At 39.3% G+C, this 18,440-nt stretch carries 14 protein-coding genes; 9 read left to right on the top strand and 5 right to left on the bottom strand.

The features are described 5' to 3' along the window. Window positions 1-8 precede the first annotated feature (8 nt). The 3 genes from HMPREF2832_RS08740 to HMPREF2832_RS08730 all read left to right on the top strand — a co-directional run bounded on the left by HMPREF2832_RS08740 (window position 9) and on the right by HMPREF2832_RS08730 (window position 4,301). The gene (locus tag HMPREF2832_RS08740) at window positions 9-2,732 is read left to right on the top strand and encodes an FtsX-like permease family protein (protein ID WP_070506750.1); all 2,724 of its coding nucleotides are present in this window, start codon (window positions 9-11) and stop codon (window positions 2,730-2,732) included. Window positions 2,733-2,897: 165 nt separating this feature from the next. After that, window positions 2,898-3,740, top strand: a complete 843-nt coding sequence (locus HMPREF2832_RS08735; RefSeq protein WP_070506744.1) for a metallophosphoesterase family protein — start codon at window positions 2,898-2,900, stop codon at window positions 3,738-3,740. Between the two features lie 111 nt (window positions 3,741-3,851). Beyond that, window positions 3,852-4,301, top strand: a complete 450-nt coding sequence (locus tag HMPREF2832_RS08730; protein WP_070506739.1) for an Rrf2 family transcriptional regulator — start codon at window positions 3,852-3,854, stop codon at window positions 4,299-4,301. 245 nt (window positions 4,302-4,546) lie between these two features. On the opposite strand, the gene HMPREF2832_RS08725 is transcribed toward HMPREF2832_RS08730, so the two are convergent. Together HMPREF2832_RS08725 and HMPREF2832_RS08720 are read right to left on the bottom strand one after the other, a co-directional pair. Beyond that, the gene (locus tag HMPREF2832_RS08725) at window positions 4,547-6,289 is read right to left on the bottom strand and encodes an LPXTG cell wall anchor domain-containing protein (RefSeq protein WP_070506732.1); all 1,743 of its coding nucleotides are present in this window, start codon (window positions 6,287-6,289) and stop codon (window positions 4,547-4,549) included. 734 nt (window positions 6,290-7,023) lie between these two features. Next, the gene (locus HMPREF2832_RS08720; protein WP_070506726.1) at window positions 7,024-7,650 is read right to left on the bottom strand and encodes a hypothetical protein; all 627 of its coding nucleotides are present in this window, start codon (window positions 7,648-7,650) and stop codon (window positions 7,024-7,026) included. A 767-nt stretch (window positions 7,651-8,417) separates the two neighbouring features. Here HMPREF2832_RS08720 and HMPREF2832_RS08715 point away from each other — a divergent pair. Next, window positions 8,418-8,792: a hypothetical protein gene (locus HMPREF2832_RS08715; RefSeq protein ID WP_049496976.1), complete on the top strand. Its 375-nt coding sequence runs from the start codon at window positions 8,418-8,420 to the stop codon at window positions 8,790-8,792. 234 nt (window positions 8,793-9,026) lie between these two features. On the opposite strand, the gene HMPREF2832_RS08710 is transcribed toward HMPREF2832_RS08715, so the two are convergent. Next, entirely contained in the window at window positions 9,027-10,109 is a 1,083-nt protein-coding gene (locus tag HMPREF2832_RS08710) for a M24 family metallopeptidase (RefSeq protein ID WP_070506723.1), read from the bottom strand. A gap of 160 nt (window positions 10,110-10,269) precedes the next feature. Here HMPREF2832_RS08710 and ccpA point away from each other — a divergent pair, with 160 nt between their 5' ends. Beyond that, window positions 10,270-11,274, top strand: a complete 1,005-nt coding sequence (gene ccpA, locus HMPREF2832_RS08705) for a catabolite control protein A (RefSeq protein ID WP_003005429.1) — start codon at window positions 10,270-10,272, stop codon at window positions 11,272-11,274. Window positions 11,275-11,435: 161 nt separating this feature from the next. Here the strand turns inward: ccpA and HMPREF2832_RS08700 are convergent, their stop codons facing one another. Then, complete coding sequence (locus HMPREF2832_RS08700) at window positions 11,436-12,026, bottom strand: TetR/AcrR family transcriptional regulator (RefSeq protein WP_024055141.1); 591 nt, start codon at window positions 12,024-12,026, stop codon at window positions 11,436-11,438. Between the two features lie 156 nt (window positions 12,027-12,182). On the opposite strand from HMPREF2832_RS08700, the gene HMPREF2832_RS08695 reads away from it, so the two are divergent. From HMPREF2832_RS08695 to thrS, 4 genes are all read left to right on the top strand, one after another. Beyond that, the gene (locus tag HMPREF2832_RS08695) at window positions 12,183-12,770 is read left to right on the top strand and encodes a class I SAM-dependent methyltransferase (protein ID WP_049485661.1); all 588 of its coding nucleotides are present in this window, start codon (window positions 12,183-12,185) and stop codon (window positions 12,768-12,770) included. A gap of 102 nt (window positions 12,771-12,872) precedes the next feature. Then, entirely contained in the window at window positions 12,873-13,871 is a 999-nt protein-coding gene (locus tag HMPREF2832_RS08690; RefSeq protein WP_003008161.1) for an LTA glycolipid anchor biosynthesis glycosyltransferase, IagA/BgsA family, read from the top strand. A gap of 1 nt (window position 13,872) precedes the next feature. Then, complete coding sequence (locus tag HMPREF2832_RS08685; protein ID WP_070506717.1) at window positions 13,873-15,195, top strand: glycosyltransferase family 4 protein; 1,323 nt, start codon at window positions 13,873-13,875, stop codon at window positions 15,193-15,195. 353 nt (window positions 15,196-15,548) lie between these two features. After that, the gene (gene thrS, locus HMPREF2832_RS08680) at window positions 15,549-17,492 is read left to right on the top strand and encodes a threonine--tRNA ligase (RefSeq protein WP_070506712.1); all 1,944 of its coding nucleotides are present in this window, start codon (window positions 15,549-15,551) and stop codon (window positions 17,490-17,492) included. A gap of 211 nt (window positions 17,493-17,703) precedes the next feature. Here the strand turns inward: thrS and HMPREF2832_RS08675 are convergent. Beyond that, window positions 17,704-18,440 (bottom strand): DUF389 domain-containing protein (locus tag HMPREF2832_RS08675; protein WP_070506707.1); only part of this gene is annotated, 737 nt, incomplete at its 5' end.

Genomic DNA, 18,440 nt, shown 5'->3' with positions numbered 1-18,440 from the left:
GTGGTAGCATGAAACGAAAAGTCTATTGGAAGGATTTATTTGCTTCTTTTACACATTCAAAAGGACGCTTTCTCTCCATCTTAACCTTGATGTTGTTGGGAAGTTTGGCCTTGGTAGGCCTAAAGGTGACTACTCCAAATATGCACCGAACGGCTAACCAGTTTATTCAGCAACAAAAGATGCTAGATCTTGCTGTTATGGGGGACTTGGGATTAGACCAGGTAGACCAAGAGGAGCTTTTAAGAGTCAAAGGGGCGCGTGTCGAATTTGGTTCACTGCTGGATTTGACAGTGAAAGGGACAGGAGAGGCAATTCGACTTTTTTCTGCCCCAAAAAGCCTTTCTTCTTTTCGTGTGACCAAGGGGCGTCTGCCCAAAAAAGAAGGGGAACTGGCCCTAGCAAGTTTTTGGGAGGATCGCTATCAGATAGGGGATACCCTCACACTTGAAGAAAAGTCTGGAACTCGCTCAAGTTTAAAGCGAAATCAATTCACCATTGTTGGCTTTGTACAATCCTCTGAGATGTGGTCTCAAAAGAATTTAGGCACTGCCATGAGTGGCAGTGGGAATCTGGATGCCTATGCTCTGGTTTCAAAAAAAGTCTTCACCACCAAACTTCCCGCGATGGCGCGGATCCAGTTTGATGATCTGAAGTCTTTAGATTCTTTTTCGCAAGTCTACCAAAAAGGGCTCGAAGCTCATCAAGAAGAGTTAGAAAAACTTTTGAAAGATAATGGAAAGGCTCGCTATCAAAGACTCAAGCAGGAGGCAGATGGCCAGATTCAAAAAGGCCAGAAAGAACTCAGTCGTGCCAAGGAAACACTCCAGTCAGCCAAGAATCAGATCGATCAGGCTCAAAAGCAATTAGACTTGCAGGAGGCGCAGTTCAAAAAACTAGCTCCATTTCTGCCAGCTAAAGAGCAAGTAGCCAGTCAAGAAAAGCTCCATCAAGCCAAAGAACAACTGGATCAGAAAAAGAAGGACTGGGCTACAGGTGAATCGGAGCTCGGAAAAAAAGAGGAGGAGCTGAAAAAAGCCCAAAGGGAGCGAGATCAGCTGGAAATCCCAACTTATCATGTCTATGACCGCAAGACCATGTCAGGTGGACAAGGTTACTTGATGTATAGCAATGCCAGTAGTAGTATCTCTGCTGTTGGAAATATTTTTCCGGTCGTTCTTTATCTGGTAGCAGCCATGGTGACCTTTACCACGATGACCCGCTTTGTCGATGAAGAGCGAACCAATGCAGGTATTTTTAAGGCGCTGGGCTATCGTACCAGGGACATCATTCTCAAATTTGTTCTCTATGGATTCTTTGCAGGGACGATCGGTACCCTTCTAGGAACCTTGCTGGGCCATTATTTCCTATCGGGGATCATTTCCAACATTATCACGCAAGGGATGGTGATTGGAGAGAGCAGAGAGTATTTTTATGGGGATATGACTCTGATTGCGCTCGGACTATCTTTCATCGCGAGTGTGCTTCCGGCTTACTGGGTTTCTCGCAAGGAATTAAAAGAAGAAGCCAATCTTTTATTGCTTCCTAAACCACCGGTATCCGGTTCGAAGATTTTCCTGGAGCGTCTCCATTTTATTTGGAAGCGTCTGAGTTTCACCCACAAGGTCACTGCTCGTAATCTCTTTCGTTACAAACAACGGATGCTGATGACCATATTTGGAGTGGCAGGTTCTGTTGCTCTCCTCTTTGCAGGGCTAGGGATTCAATCTTCTGTAGGAGGGGTTCCCAAACGCCAATTTCAAGAGATCCTATCCTATGAGTTGATTGTAGCCAAAAAAACGAATGCATCAAGCCAAGAAAGCAAGGAACTAACCAATCGTCTGGAAAAATCAGATATCAAGGATTATCGACCGATCTATAGTAAGGTCATCGAAGCATCTTTAAAGGGTGGACGCGACAAGCAGACCATTACGATGATGGTAACGGATCGTACAGATTTTTCTCCCTTTGTAAGCTTGCGTTCTCTCAAGCAGGAAGAGTCCTTGTCTCTCAAGAAAGGGGTCATCATCAGTAGTAAGCTAGCACAACTAGCCCAGGTTACAGTCGGTGATCGACTGACCTTAGATGGTCACACTTTTAAGGTGGCGGGAATCACTGAAAATTATGTCGGCCATTTTATCTATATGGGTCAGGCAAGTTACCAAAAAATCTACGGAAAGCGGACTTCAGCAAATAGCTATTTGGTGCAGTTGAAAAATCCTTCTACACGACAAGTGCAGGCTGTCAGTCGGGATATGATGAATCTTGCAGCTGTGAAGGCGGTTAGTCAGAACGCTTCGATGATTTCCCTCTTTAATTCAGTTGCTAAATCCTTGGACACTACTATGATGATTCTAGTAGTCGTATCGATCTTGCTAGCCATCGTGATCTTGTATAATTTAACCAATATCAATGTGGCAGAGCGGATCCGTGAATTATCGACCATTAAGGTCTTAGGATTCCATAATAAGGAAGTGACGCTCTATATTTACCGCGAAACCATCTTATTGTCTATCATAGGGATCCTCATGGGATTAGTGGGTGGTTATTATCTTCATCAATTCCTCATTGCCATGATTGCACCAGATGCCATTCTCTTTTACCCTAAAGTAGGACTTGGCGTTTTCCTATTTCCTGTCGGAGGAATGATCCTTCTCTTGATCCTGTTAGGAATTTATGTTGACCATTATCTTCGAAAAGTAGACATGCTCGAAGCCCTCAAATCAGTAGACTAAGATACAAAGCCGTTAAGCAACTCTTTGGAAAAAGATAAATCCAACGACGAAGCGTCCGCTTCTAGCCTTATTTTTCATTTCGAGCAGCATGGAATGTTCATAAAACTTTCACCTTTGGGTGGAAGTTTTTCTTCTCTTTGTTATAATGGAGAGAAGGAGAAGATCATGACTAAAATTGCTTTACTTTCAGATATTCATGGAAATACGACAGCATTGGAAGCTGTCCTAGGGGATAGTCGAAAAGCCAAGGTGGATGAATATTGGCTCTTAGGAGATAGTTTGATGCCAGGAACAGGGAGACGGGCCCTCTTGGAGCTGTTAGAGGAGTTACCGATTACGGTCAAAGTCCTTGGAAACTGGGAAGATAGTCTTTGGCGGGCCATGAGGGGGATGTTGGATGAGACCAGACCCAGTCATCGCTACCTCATGCGCCAGTGTCAATATATTCTGGAAGAAATCACACCCCAGGAAATTGAAGACATGCAGAAAACGCCCATGCAGGTCCATAGAGAAATCGCAGGTTTAAAGATCGGCATTACCCACCACTTACCTGATAAGAATTGGGGTCGCGAATTGATCCACATTGGTGAGCAGAAGGATTTTGATCGCTTGGTGACAAACCCGTCTTGTGATATTGCAGTCTACGGACACATTCACCAGCAGTTTTTCCGTTACGGGACAGGCGGAGAACTGATTATCAATCCTGGCTCGATCGGTCAACCTTTCTTTCTGGAAAAGAATCTTCGCAAGGACCTTCGGGCCATGTATGCTATTCTTGAATTTGATCGAATGGGGTTAAAAGATGTCGATTTTAGACGGGTGGACTATGATGTCCAAAAAGAACTGCAACTCGCAAAAGACCTCCATCTTCCTTATTACCAAGTGTATTATGAAAGTTTGGTCAATGGCATTCATCATACCCACAATCATGAGCTCCTTCATGAAATTGAGCAGAGAGAAGGTCATGATCGAGAAATCGATGCTTGGCTAGTGGACTTCTTCCAATAGTGTAACTGTTGACATTACAACTAAAAAGAGTATAATAGGAATAACGAAAGTCGTCCCTTGACGGTTGTTCAATAGACTCTACCTTCAAAACGGGTAGAAAGGAGTGAAGTTATGCAAATTTCGAGTCGCTTTACCATTGGGACTCATGTCTTGATCATGATTGCTCTACAAGGAGAAAAAACAAAAGTAACCAGTGATTTTTTGGCAGGAAGTGTCGGCGTGAACCCTGTTATTATTCGAAAGACCTTGTCTCAGTTGAAGAAAGCAGGATTGATCCATGTAGCGCGTGGGACAGGCGGAGCTGAGCTCGCACAAGCAGCCGATGAGATCAGCTTGCTGGATATCTATCAAGCGGTAGAATGCTTAGGTTCGACAGGTCAATTATTTGGTTTTCATGACAATCCGAATCCAGCCTGCCCGATTGGCCACAATATTCACAATGTTTTAGATGGGAAGCTTGAGGACATTCAGACTGCTATGGAAAAAGAAATGGCCCAAATCACTTTAAAAGACGTCGTGGAAGATACGCAGAAAAGAATGAATCTCGAATCCGTTTCATAAGAAAAAGATCGAAGAAGTGTAACCTTCTTCGATCTTTTTTGCTGAGATCAGAACTTGAGCCTCTATTAGTCTACAGCTTCTGCCCACTTTATGAATAAGTGGTGAGGAAAGCTAGAGAGAGCAAAGTTAAAGAGAAAATAGACTGTTGCGATCAACAAGTAGAGGGAAAGACTTTTGAGGGTTTAAAATAACCTCTTATTAGAATTTGCCAGCTTCCAGACAGGTGAACGGCTTAGAATTTTCTATTATCTTTCACTCTTTCTTTTTTTGATGAGGGAGAATCCAAGGAAACCTGTTAAGGCACCCAAGAAGCTAAAGAATACATTGCTACTAGAATCTCCGGTTTTTGGCAATCCTACTTGTTTTAAATCCATTACTGATTTAGTAACAGAATTCTGAGATGGTTGAGGATCTACAGTTCCTTCGTGAGAGAGCGGATTTTCTTTTTTAACTTCTTCTTGGCTTGGTTGAACTGGTTCAGGGACTATTGGTGAAACGGGTGTTGGAGTTGGTGTTACGGGAGTAACAGGATTATAAGCTTCCTTCACATATTCATATACTACATGGAGCGTCCCCTCTTTCATAGGACCAATCTCTGGTGCAGATGAGGATGAAATCCCTACTAGAAGATATTTTTGTCCATTAAAAATAATATAGTCTGGGCGTTCGAGATTATTTTCTGTTGTGTTGTAGTTTTTAAGTCTACCATCCAATCCATAGACAGAAGTCATGGCAATATCAGTATATGTAGGTTTGATGGATTGGTTGGATCCGTTGATCACATAGTCGATCAGAACGTTTCCTTGGTAAAAAGCAGATACGTCTTGATCAGCCATATCTTCTGTTTCAGATGCATAATACGTAATAGATTTATTTTCCTTTAAGGAAAATATTTTCACATAGTTAAAGAAAGTATCGGGATCAATATTGGTGTCATTTGGAATTTTGGTCCAGTCCCCATTATTAGGTGTAATGTAGGTATTTGGACTTGCAACGGACTTGATGAGATGACCATCCTGTACGTAACTTTCATCCACTAGGGTAGGATTGCCCAACCCACCATAACTTAGATTACCATCCTCATCAGCAAAATAAACCTGATTAGATTTATATTCTTCTAAACTCTGACAGCCTTCTTCATAACTGGCTATCCCACCTTCTTGGCTACATTTCCATGCAAAACGGGCATCAATCGGTAAGTATTTGATTTTTTTTGCCTCCTCTAATGGAAGTGTGATAGCTACACGAAAAGCAGTACTTTTTAGAGTTTTAGAACTAATTCCATATAAGTGAACAATTCCATCGCCAGAATAGTTATATCCACTCTCATCCATATTAACAATTGCCGGTTTTTTTCCTGCCCTTAATTCTTCTGCTGTTGGAACAATTGAGGAATCTGAATTAAGGGTAGTAGTAGGATCAGTGTCAGAATCCGAAACAATTTCATCAGGAAGAATGACTTTCATTGGTACATTGACGGGAACAGGATTTTCATTGGCATCTCGTGTTCCTATTAGTGTGAAATCAACTTTAGCGCCTGGAATGTCTGGAATACGGAGTCTGATATCGCGAACTGTTTGTCCATGATCGCTAGAATGCATTCCTTTAAACGCAACGGTATAAGAATAGACAACATTCTTACCATCATCTGTTAAAGCTGCGGGATGTCCCTCAACATTGACATATCCATCTTCGTTTACGATATTACTTTTTGGAGGAGTGGCTGTACTCCTAGTAGTTTCCGAAGTGGTTGTAGCTAGAGTATAATCTCCAACACTAGAAGGAACATTGTCCTCAGCGCTCGAAGAATCATTGTTCGTTACGATAGAATGTTCTCCCTGTGGTGCATTTGCTTCAGTTGTTGATAATTCTACTGTTACAGAAGTCTCTGAACTCCTATTCTCATCAGCTTTCACAATCGTATGAGTATAAGTATTTAATACAAATACGGAAATCGATGCGATACCTAATTTCGTTAATTTTTTCATATGATGAGGTCTCCTAAATGTAATCAAAATTTCCATTATAAAAATAGAAATTTGTTAAACTTTTCATCTGCATTATAAACTAAAATCGGTTGATTTACAATCAATTATTTATAGTATAATAGCTGTTTTTCCTGTACAAAAAGAAAATAATTAGAAAGTGACTAAGCTATTCAATAAAAAAATTAAGTTGTGAATTCCGAAGCATCTTGTTAAAGAAGAAGTAAGGAGGATATGGATGGATTTCTATGCAAGAAAAACTGACTAAGGCATCATTCATTTATAAAGAAGGACTTAAAGATGTTCTATGGATGATTCATCGATTTTTCAGGAAATAGGAAGAACATTTGATGACAATGGAAAATTCTAGGGACGAGGTTCAAATAGGGTGTACTTTTTTGCAGTTCATAGAGGTTATCTTATTTAAATAAGATAATTTTTTATTTCTAAGTTCTTTCAAAGAGGTTATATGACCTCTTTTGAAAGAAGGCTATAAGATTCACGTTTCAATAAAGTCTTATACTATCTTTTTTGATTATATTGAAAAGAGGCTGGACAAAAGTCCTGGCCTCTCAATTGTTTTTGGACTGTCGAGCAAGACGCAGTGGTTGAGTGGGATATACTACACTGATTTCATCAGCTTTTACAGCCTTACTCAACTGTGCGGAGGTGGGACAACGAAATCGAATTCTAACGAATTACCGATTTCTGTCCCACTCTCTAAAATGAGATAATATTTAGTACATGAATATTAAGGCGTAATATAAATTTAAAAAAATATCACGTACATAAGAAGTTGAACCGACTTTTCGTCCATTTGAATAAGTGACTACGACTTCTTTAATTTTTCTTGATTGAGCAGGGTCATAATATTGAGTTAATTTTACGGTAACTTTACTGTTCACTAAAGAAGCACCCCCAAGTGCAAGACTTGCTCCACTAGTATAAGAGCTTGCTGGACTCGGTATTAAAGCAATCAAACCTAAGATAAATGATTGTACTGACTGGAGATATCCTAAATTATATGTGACGGTTGTGACATAATTCCAAACACCAGGACGAAGTCCTGAAGCAACTAAGAAATCAGTACTAGAAAATGCTGGAATATAATCAGCACCATTGTCATTGTTTATGTCAACATAAGAGAGTGTACCATCAATATCTGTGAGTAAGCCAGTATCTCTGTTTAAATAAGCTGATAAACCTGTTTCTTGATTAGTTGCAGAAATTACATTCCCATTTTCTGTAACTGTATAATTTCCAACATTATATATATCAGCATTTACTGGTTTGGAAAATATAAAGCAAAATACAACTCCTAAAGACAGAGCTATTAGTACCCAAATACTTCTCCTAGCTTTCATAACCTTACTTCTTTTCTAATTTTACTATATTGGTTAAAAAAACAATAATCCCTAATATGCCAGAAAGTACTAAAAAATATTCCCATTTTTAAAACCATAATATGATAAAAGTATACTACCCAATATAAAAACAATAGAAAAAAATAATCCCAAATTTTTCATATTATAACTTTCTCCTTTCTCTTTGCTAAATTAAACCACACAAAGGATAAAAATGTTAAATCTTTATTGTTGTATTATAATTTATCTAGTGGAACTAGTGCTTTTTTAACATAAGTAAATATTACCCTTTACATATATTAAGTAAACACTCAAATTTTCTATTGAATAAGAATAAATGCTAGTATTAATTAACAATGCATCTTTTAATCCTTTTCATTTAAACATGACGGGGAGTCATATACCTACTTCTCTTCTCTCTATAATAATCGAAGCGCTTTTATCTAGTTGTATTGTATCTCTAAAGGATTTAAAAACCAATGATTAGAATAACAAAATAGAATAAATTTCTCAGAATGTATACAAATCCTATCTGCAGTAAAAAAATTGACCTGTTGGAGGTTGTTAGTTTTATAGTGAAAACTCTTAGGAATACTGATGTAGCGCTATTCTTAAGAGACTTTTACTTTCTCTAGTAAAAGACAAAGACTGAAGAAAATTTTCCAAAATGGACTTTTTCTTCAGCCTGTATATTTCTAAATTTCTATTCTTAGTATATGTATTAAATAACTGTAACATTTTTCTAGTGTAATATTATTATAGGAGGCTTGCAAAATGAAAAACTAATTACTTTGTTAATTATAGGAATTGCTACTATATTTCTAATATCGTGTTCCAAACAAAATACTCTTAATGGAAAGTATTATGATATTTATGATGGTAAAGCTAAACTTATCTTAGAGTTTAATGAAAATGGTGGAAGATTCTACGAGATTGAAACTCGTGCTATAACTAATGTTGATACAAAAAACAAGAGTTTTACATTTTCTGTTAATAGTCGTGACATTGTCGTTACCTATGATTTAAAAGCAGGTGGTAATTTAAAATATGATACAGGCAGTTATTTTACTTCTAGCAATAAAAACACTGCATACAAAAAGGATAGTGAAGCTTATAAAAAGGCACTAAAAATCACCAAATGAGGTGTTGGTTTAGTGTACACTTTTTTTCACTAAACTTTAGTTCAAAAAGAAGGCAATTCCCGTAGTTTAACTATGGAATTCAATCAAATACCTTGATATACTTCACAAATGGTAGAAAAGGACTTAGTCCTGTACAGTACAGAACTAAATCCTTTAATTAAATTATTTGTCTAATTTTTTTGGGTCAGTACACTTTAGTGACCTGATTCTTTTTTGTAATTGATTGCAAAAGGATTAGTCGAAGTAAAGTAAGTCTTTGCTGGTTTCTGTGAAGAGTCCAAATCCGTCTTTTGTGACGTAACCACAATCTTCAATACGGACACCGACTTTACCTGGAATATAGATTCCTGGTTCAACTGAGAAGCACATGCCTTCTTCAAGCACCATGTCATTTCCTTCCATAATAGAAGGGAATTCATGCACATCCATACCGATCCCGTGTCCGAGGCGGTGGTTGAAGTACTCACCATAACCAGCTTTTTCGATGACTCTCCGTGCAGCACGGTCTACGTCATGTGCTGTTACACCTGGTTTGATCATGTCAATGGCTGCTTGTTGAGCTTCTAACGTCAAGTGGTAGATTTCTTTTTTGAAATCATCTGGTTTTCCAACTGCAACAGTACGAGTCATATCAGACGCATAACCATTCACCATACAGCCAAGGTCAAAGAGCAAGAGGGCATCGTTTTCGACTTTGTTGCTTCCAGGAATTCCGTGTGGGTTAGCTGCATTATTTCCAGTCAAGACCATGGTTTCAAAGCTCATTTCATAACCCAAGCGTTTGATACCAAAGTCGATTTCTGCTACGATATCAGTTTCTGTTTTATCCAGTGAGATGGCGTCGAATCCCATATTGACAGCCTTATCTGCATATTGACCAGCCACCAACATTTTTTGGATCTCATCAGCAGATTTGATCAAGCGCATCCGGTTAATCCGTGGTGTCAAGTTGGTGAATTGAGCCTTTTCAAAGACAGTACGCAAGCCATTGTATTTGGTAAGGATCAAGTTATCATATTCAAGTGCAACGGTTTTAGCATCTGGTTTTGCGATAGCCCCTTTAATCTTTTCCCAAGGGTTTTCAGAATCCACATAGCCAACCACTTGGAAATCCACAACTGCAGTCGCCCGTTCCACTTCAAGTGCAGGAACGAAGAGAAGTGGTTCGTGGTCTGTGTAAATGAACAAGAAGAGTTGACGTTCGTGGGGATCACTGTAAAATCCAGTCAGGTAATTGATGGTGACAGGATCGGATACAACAGCGACATCTGTTTTTTCAGTTTCAAGAAAATCGACGATTTGATCTAATTTAGACATAATGCTACCTTCTTTCTATGGATCTATTTTGTCAAATTTTCCCCAAAAAAGCAAGAGTTTACAAAATTTTACCAAAATACTTGAAAGTGTTTACAATCCATGATAAAATAGGATTAATTAGAGAGTGAAAACGAAATTTTCAATAATGAAAGGAAATCTTATGAATACAGACGATACAGTAACGATTTATGATGTCGCCCGTGAAGCAGGGGTTTCAATGGCAACCGTTAGTCGTGTAGTGAATGGAAATAAGAACGTTAAAGAAAATACACGTAAAAAAGTATTAGAAGTGATCGAACGCTTGGATTACCGTCCAAATGCTGTTGCGCGTGGTCTTGCTAGTAAGAAAACAACAACAGTCGGTGTTGTGATTCCAAACATCACGAACAGCTATTTCTCTACATTGGCTAAGGGGATCGATGATATTGCTGAAATGTACAAGTACAATATTGTTCTTGCAAATAGCGATGAAGACGATGACAAAGAAGTTTCAGTGGTGAACAACCTCTTTTCAAAACAAGTGGATGGGATCATTTTCATGGGCTATCATTTGACTGAAAAGATTCGCTCAGAATTTTCACGCTCTCGGACGCCAGTTGTCCTTGCTGGGACAGTGGATGTTGAACACCAATTACCAAGTGTCAATATCGACTACAAGCAAGCGACCGTTGATGCTGTTACACAGTTGGCAAAACACAACAAGAAAATTGCTTTTGTAAGTGGCCCATTGGTGGATGATATCAATGGAAAAATTCGTTTGACAGGTTACAAAGAAGCCTTGAAAGCGAAAAAATTGAGCTATAGCGAAGGACTTGTGTTTGAATCCAAGTACCGTTACGATGAAGGTTATAACTTGGCAGAACGCATCATTGCGTCAAAAGCAACAGCTGCCTTTGTAACAGGGGATGAATTGGCTGCAGGTCTCTTGAACGGCTTGTCTGATAAGGGAATCAAGGTACCAGAAGACTTTGAAATTATCACCAGCGATGATTCACAAGTAACTCGTTACACGCGTCCAAATCTATCAACGATTGGCCAACCTTTGTATGACCTTGGTGCGATCAGTATGCGCATGTTGACCAAGATCATGCATAAAGAAGAGTTGGAAGAACGCGAAGTACTGTTGTCTCATACGATCAACCAACGTGGAACGACCAAAAAATAAGGATTAGTAGACTAGAGTCTCGACTTGGGAAGACGTGTCTACTAGTCTAAGAGGCTAGAACAGAACTGTTCTAGCCTCTTTTTATATGTGTCATTAATCATAAGTAATGATGAAGTGAAATTGAATGAGTGTTGGTTCAAATATTGATGTGTAAGTTACAATTAAATCGTTCTAGAGTTTGTTAAAATACCATACAACAAAATATGATGAATTTGTTTTGTTTCGTCTTCTATGTTTTTATTTGGAGATAGATGATTTCCTGTGCTATTGAGAGCACTCATGACGTTTAAAATAACCTCTGTTGACAAATCTTTAGCAATTATATTTTCATTTTTACCTAGCTCAATATATGCACGATATATTTCACGCTTTTTCTCATCTATCGCTTTTGTCATAAGTTTCGTAAAAGTAGGATCCTCTAACGTTTTTTCTTGAAAGTAGTTAGAAATCTGTTGGCTTATTTTTTTCTGACATAAAGCTAAGGCTTGATTTAATTTTGATTTATAATCTATATTACTGAGTAGAATGTTTTCAGCTTCTTGTATGATGTCTTTAAACAATTCATTAATACATAAAGCTACTAAATTATCTTTCTTATCAAAGTAATTGTAGATTGACACAGGAGAAACTTCTGCGACTTTTGCAATTGATTGTATACTTGTTTCTTTAAACCCTTTTTCTTTAAATAAAGAAAGAGCAGACTGAATAATAGCTTGCTTCTTTTTTTCTGTTGTTTTTTGATATTGATTCATTTGAACACTCCATTTGATATCAATTATAGCACAACTTTGAAATTTATCTCAGATTATTTCATTAATTCTTGACGATATCTGATATTTACAATACAATTAAGTTTGAAATATAATTAATGATATTTCAAACTTATAATAATTGAGGGAAGATATTTAATGTTAACTGAATTTCTTATTAAGCAGTCTCAAAAACCTAGTGGTCTTATTGGTAGAGTCATCACAAAAATATGGTCATTCTATTTTAAAAAACTTAGTCTTTGGGCGATTAAACAGACTACTATTTCAGATAATTATAGAATTTTAGAAATTGGTTACGGTGGCGGGAGTACTATCAAGAACCTTCTTGCTTTAAATAAAAATCTTGAGATTCATGGTATTGATATTTCTAAGGAATCATATAGAACTGCCCAACGTGTTCATTCAGATTCCATAAGAAAAGGTAGTGTCCAACTTAAGATTGGAAATGTGGAGAATATGCCTTATCAAAATAACTATTTTGATAGAATATTTGCTATTCAGACCCATATTTTTTGGAAGGATATAAAAAAGAGTTTTCAAGAAGTTTATAGAGTCCTGTCCAGCAATTCTACTTTGATAATTGCTTCTGAAAAAGAAAAAATACATTATCATATGACAGATTATCGTACAAGTCATGAATTTAGTCAGTTACTAACAAGTATTGGTTTTTCAAAAATTGAGGAAAAACAGAATCGCAATTGGATTTTGTATATCGTATATAAATAAAATAGAATTTTAAATTTCGAACAGAACTGTTCTAGCCTCTTTTTTATACTGCAAACAGGTAGAGACTTGCTGGGCACTCTTTATTTCGGTATAATAGAAGGTATGAAAGTTTTACTGTATTTAGAAGGAAAATCCGTATTACAAAAATCAGGAATTGGTCGAGCCTTGCAGCATCAAATGCATGCGCTTGATTTGGCTGGGATTCCGTATACGACAGATATTTTAGGAGATTATGATGTGGTGCATATCAATACCTATGGCCCACGGAGTTTCCTTTTGCTCCATGCAGCAAAGCGTCGTGGAAAGAAAGTCATCATGCATGGCCATTCAACCCGTGAGGATTTTGAAAATTCCTTTATCGGGTCTAACTTTTTTGCGCCCTTGTTTGGAAAGTATTTGGCTCACATGTACCAAAAGGCAGACTATGTGATCACGCCATCTGAATATTCTAAACACCTGATTCAGTCTTATGGGGTGACCACACCGATTATCGCGGTCTCCAATGGAATTGATTTGGAAAAATACAAGAAGGATCCGAAAAAAGAAGAGGTCTTTCGAAAGCATTTTAATATCCAAGAAGGCCAAAAGGTTGTCATCTGTGCAGGGCTTTATTTTAAACGCAAAGGGATTGAAGATTTCGTAGAAGTGGCCCGTCGCATGCCGGATGTTCGCTTTATTTGGCTAGGTTCTATCAACAAATGGATCATTCCGCGTAAGATTCGTCGTATCGTGGAAAAGGATCATCCGAGTAATGTGGAATTCCCTGGCTACTTCAAGGGAGCAGTCTTCCAAGGGGCTATGACGGGTTCAGATGCTTTCTTCTTCCCATCTTATGAAGAAACAGAAGGAATCGTTGTTTTGGAAGCCTTGGCCAGTCATCAGCACACGGTCTTGCGGGATATTCCCGTATACAATGGCTGGATCGACGAGACGTCATCTGAATTGTGCCACAATGTAGACGAATTTGTGGATTCCTTGAACAAGGTCTTGAACGGACAAGTAGACAAGCGGGAGGCAGGCTACAAGGTCGCTGAAAGTCGTTCGATTGACTTAGTGGCTTATCAATTGGTCGAAGCCTATCAAACAGTTTTGGAGATGTAAGATGCGTGTAGGGTTATTTACAGATACCTATTTCCCGCAAGTTTCGGGAGTAGCGACCAGTATTCGGACGCTCAAAACAGAATTAGAAAAATTGGGACACACGGTCTTTATCTTTACGACAACGGATAAAGATGTCAACCGCTATGAAGATTGGCAGATCATTCGGATTCCAAGTGTGCCTTTCTTCGCCTTTAAGGACCGCCGCGTTGCTTATCGTGGCTTCTCAAAGGCGCTTGCCATTGCCAAGCAATACCAGCTGGATATTATCCATACCCAGACTGAGTTTTCACTGGGCCTTTTGGGAGTGTGGATTGGACGCGAGTTGCGGATTCCAGTTATTCATACCTACCATACCCAGTATGAGGACTATGTCCGCTATATTGCGAGAGGTATGGTCATTCGCCCAAGTATGGTCAAATACATTGTGAGAAGTTATATGAATGATCTGGATGGAGTGATCTGTCCTAGTGAGATCGTCTATGACTTGCTCCAAAAGTACAAGGTCAAGGCAGAAAAACGCATTATTCCGACAGGGATTGATTTGGCCAAGTTTGACCGACCGGAAATCACTCCGACAGAGACAGCAGCCCTTCGTGAAAAATATGAAGTCGCAGAAGATGAAACGCTTTTATTGAGCCTGTCGCGGGTCTCCTATGAAAAGAATATTCAGGCTGTTATCGCGGCCCTTCCTGGTGTCCTCAAGGTCAATCAAAAAGTTAAGTTGATCGTGGCTGGAGATGGTCCTTATTTGGATGATTTGAAAAAACAAGCGGCGAAACTGGGGATTTCAGATGCGGTTGTCTTTACAGGGATGATCCCACCAAATGAGACAGCTCTCTACTATAAGGCGGCTGACTTCTTTATTTCAGCTTCAACGAGTGAGACGCAAGGGTTGACCTATTTAGAGAGTATTGCGAGTGGTACCCCGATCATCGCTCATGGCAATCCTTATCTCGATCATGTGATTGATGACCCTATGTTTGGAAAGCTCTTTTATGAAGAGAGCGATCTGGCACAAGCGATTCTTGAAGCGATTGACGAGATGCCTGCAATCGATGAGACCAAGTGGGCAGAAAAGATTGATGATATTTCTGCAGCAACCTTTGGCCGTCGGGTCTACGAATTTTACCTGGATAAAATCATCTCTAAAGACTTTTCAAATGATTTGAATCCTGAGCAAAGTCGGGTCAAGCGGATGTCTAAGACCATCGTGAAAATCCCGACCAAGGTGATTGCTCTTCCGGTCAATGGATCTGTGAAGATGATGAAGGCTTCGGTCAAACAAGTGAAGAAAATCCGTAAAATCACGCATTTCTTTGATTGAAAATGAAACTTTTTCTTGCAAAATTTTTCAATCGTGCTATAATAACTGACAGAGACATATCAAATCTAGGAAATCTGATAGAGAGCGCGTGGGGCTGGAAATCGCGTAGAGGATAGGTTTGGGACTACTCGTGATTCTTTTATGCAAACATAAAACGGTGGCTACGTTAGAGCCAATCAGAGGTGTCCCTCTTTTTTGAGGAACATAAATGAAGGTGGAACCACGTTGCGACGTCCTTTCGAGGAGGTCGCTTTTTTGATTTCTTAATGAAGACATCAAAAGGAGTGCCGATTCCAATGTTCAAAGACACCTCCCACCCATTTAGCTACTAAAAACTTTATAAGGAGAAAACCATGATTAAGATTACTTTCCCTGATGGCGCTGTTCGTGAATTCGAATCTGGCGTTACTACTTTTGAAATTGCCCAATCCATCAGCAATTCCCTCTCTAAAAAAGCTCTTGCTGGTAAATTTAACGGCAAATTGATTGACACTACTCGTGCCATCACTGAAGATGGAAGCATTGAAATCGTGACACCTGATCACGAAGATGCCCTTCCAATCTTGCGTCACTCAGCGGCTCACTTATTTGCCCAAGCTGCTCGTCGTCTTTTCCCAGATATCCACTTGGGTGTCGGTCCAGCTATTGAAGACGGCTTCTACTACGATACGGACAATCAAGCTGGTCAAATCTCTAACGAAGATCTTCCTCGTATCGAAGAAGAAATGAAGAAAATCGTGAAAGAAAACTTCCCATCAATTCGTGAAGAAGTGACTAAGGATGAAGCGCGCGAAATCTTCAAAAACGATCCATACAAATTGGAATTGATCGAAGAACACTCTGAAGATGCAGGTGGCTTGACCATCTACCGTCAAGGGGAATACGTAGACCTTTGCCGTGGCCCACACGTGCCATCAACAGGTCGCATCCAAATCTTCCACCTTCTTAATGTGGCAGGTGCATACTGGCGTGGTAATAGCGACAATGCCATGATGCAACGGATCTACGGTACAGCTTGGTTTGATAAGAAAGATTTGAAGGACTATCTTCAAATGCGTGAAGAAGCCAAAGAACGTGACCACCGTAAACTTGGGAAAGAGCTTGACCTCTTCATGATTTCTCAAGAAGTTGGTCAAGGTCTTCCATTCTGGTTGCCAAATGGTGCGACCATCCGTCGTGAGTTGGAACGCTATATCGTTGATAAAGAAGTAGCAGCAGGCTACCAACACGTCTACACTCCACCAATTGCTTCTGTAGAACTGTATAAAACTTCAGGTCACTGGGATCACTACCGTGAAGACATGTTCCCACCAATGGATATGGGGGATGGAGAAGAGTTTGTTCTTCGTCCAATGAACTGTCCTCACCACATTGAAGTCTACAAACATCATGTGCACTCTTACCGTGAATTGCCAATCCGTATCGCTGAAATCGGTATGATGCACCGTTATGAAAAATCTGGTGCTTTGACTGGTCTTCAACGTGTGCGTGAAATGTCTCTGAATGATGGTCATACTTTTGTGGCTCCAGAACAAATCGAGGAAGAATTCAAGAAGATCCTTCAATTGATCATCGATGTGTATGAAGACTTTAACTTGACAGATTACCGTTTCCGCTTGTCTTACCGTGATCCTGAAGACAAACACAAATACTTTGACAACGATGAGATGTGGGAAAATGCTCAACGCATGTTGAAAGCCGCTGTTGATGATATGGGTGTTGAGTACTATGAAGCTGAAGGTGAAGCAGCCTTCTACGGACCAAAATTGGATATCCAAGTGAAAACAGCTCTTGGTAAAGAAGAAACTCTTTCAACTATCCAATTGGACTTCTTGCTTCCAGAACGCTTTGATCTTCATTACATCGGAGCAGATGGGGAAGAACACCGTCCAGTCATGATCCACCGTGGGGTTATCTCAACCATGGAACGCTTTACTGCGATCTTGATTGAAAACTACAAGGGAGCTTTCCCAACCTGGCTTGCTCCTCACCAAGTAACCCTTATCCCAGTATCGAACGAAAAACACGTGGACTACGCTTGGGAAGTAGCGAAGAAACTTCGTGACCGTGGTGTTCGTGCCGATGTGGATGAACGCAATGAAAAAATGCAGTTCAAGATCCGTGCTTCACAAACTCAAAAAATTCCTTACCAATTGATTGTTGGTGACAAGGAAATGGAAGACAAGGCTGTAAACGTACGTCGTTATGGTCAAAAAGAAACAGAAACCATGCCAGTAGATGCATTTGTCGAATTGATTCTTGCAGATATCGCCAACAAATCTCGTGTTGAGAAATAAGAGATAAAACCTAGGACAAAATCCTAGCCACCTAAAAAGCAACAACTGAAATAGTTGTTGCTTTTTTACATTTTGATTAAGCTGAGCTAGTAGTGATCTGTCAAACCACCACAAATAGTATCCTCATCAACAATTCTTTCTATCCACTAACTTTTGGATATAGGATATCCTCCCAAGATTTGCTTCCTCGAGTTAGATAAGGTCAATATCCTCAATCCTTGTCTGCTTCATTTTCTTTTACGAGATCTTTTTGAGAATCTTTTTCAGAGAGTTTTTGATCGATATACTTGTTAATGGTTTCATAAAATTCCTTGGTCATCTCACTATCTAATTTTGTCGAATTATGGACTTGATTGACTTTCAATTGAACAGATTGAATACCGTATGAGGCTTGCTTTTGGCGAATTGTTTCTAATTCTTCTTCTGAAATCGGATCTCCAACAACTGTCAAGACTAATTCATTGCTACTTGACTTGTAGACTTGATTAATGATCGTATGATTAGAGAACTCTTTGCCTACAAACTGTTTAATCCCTTCTTTTCGTGCTTGATCCATCGTCAGAGTGACTGCTGAATAGCTGGCTGGAAGAACCAATAATACAATCAAGGATATCAGCCCAATTCTCATTTTAATGTTTAGCTCTTTAAATGAACTTAAAGGAGATTTTCTCATTAAAATTCTTGTTCCAACAATATTGGTTAGCATGATAAAGACACAGTTAATCAAGAAAAGATAGAGAGCCCCGAATAAAAATCGCACATTTCCATTAGCTAAACCATAGCCTGCAGTACAGATAGGTGGCATCAGAGCTGTTGCAATGGCTACGCCAGGCACGATATTGTTTGCTTCTTTTTTCCTTGAACCAATTACACCTGCTATCCCACCAGCAATAGCAATGAGAACATCCCAAATAGTTGGAGAGGTTCGTGCAATCAACTCGCTACTTG

It is taken from the genome of Streptococcus sp. HMSC073D05, assembly GCF_001812015.1.
Classification (GTDB): Bacteria; Bacillota; Bacilli; order Lactobacillales; family Streptococcaceae; genus Streptococcus; species Streptococcus parasanguinis_D.
The sequence above is the reverse complement of the archived record's forward strand: the minus strand, read 5'-3'. Positions and strand labels throughout refer to the sequence as shown.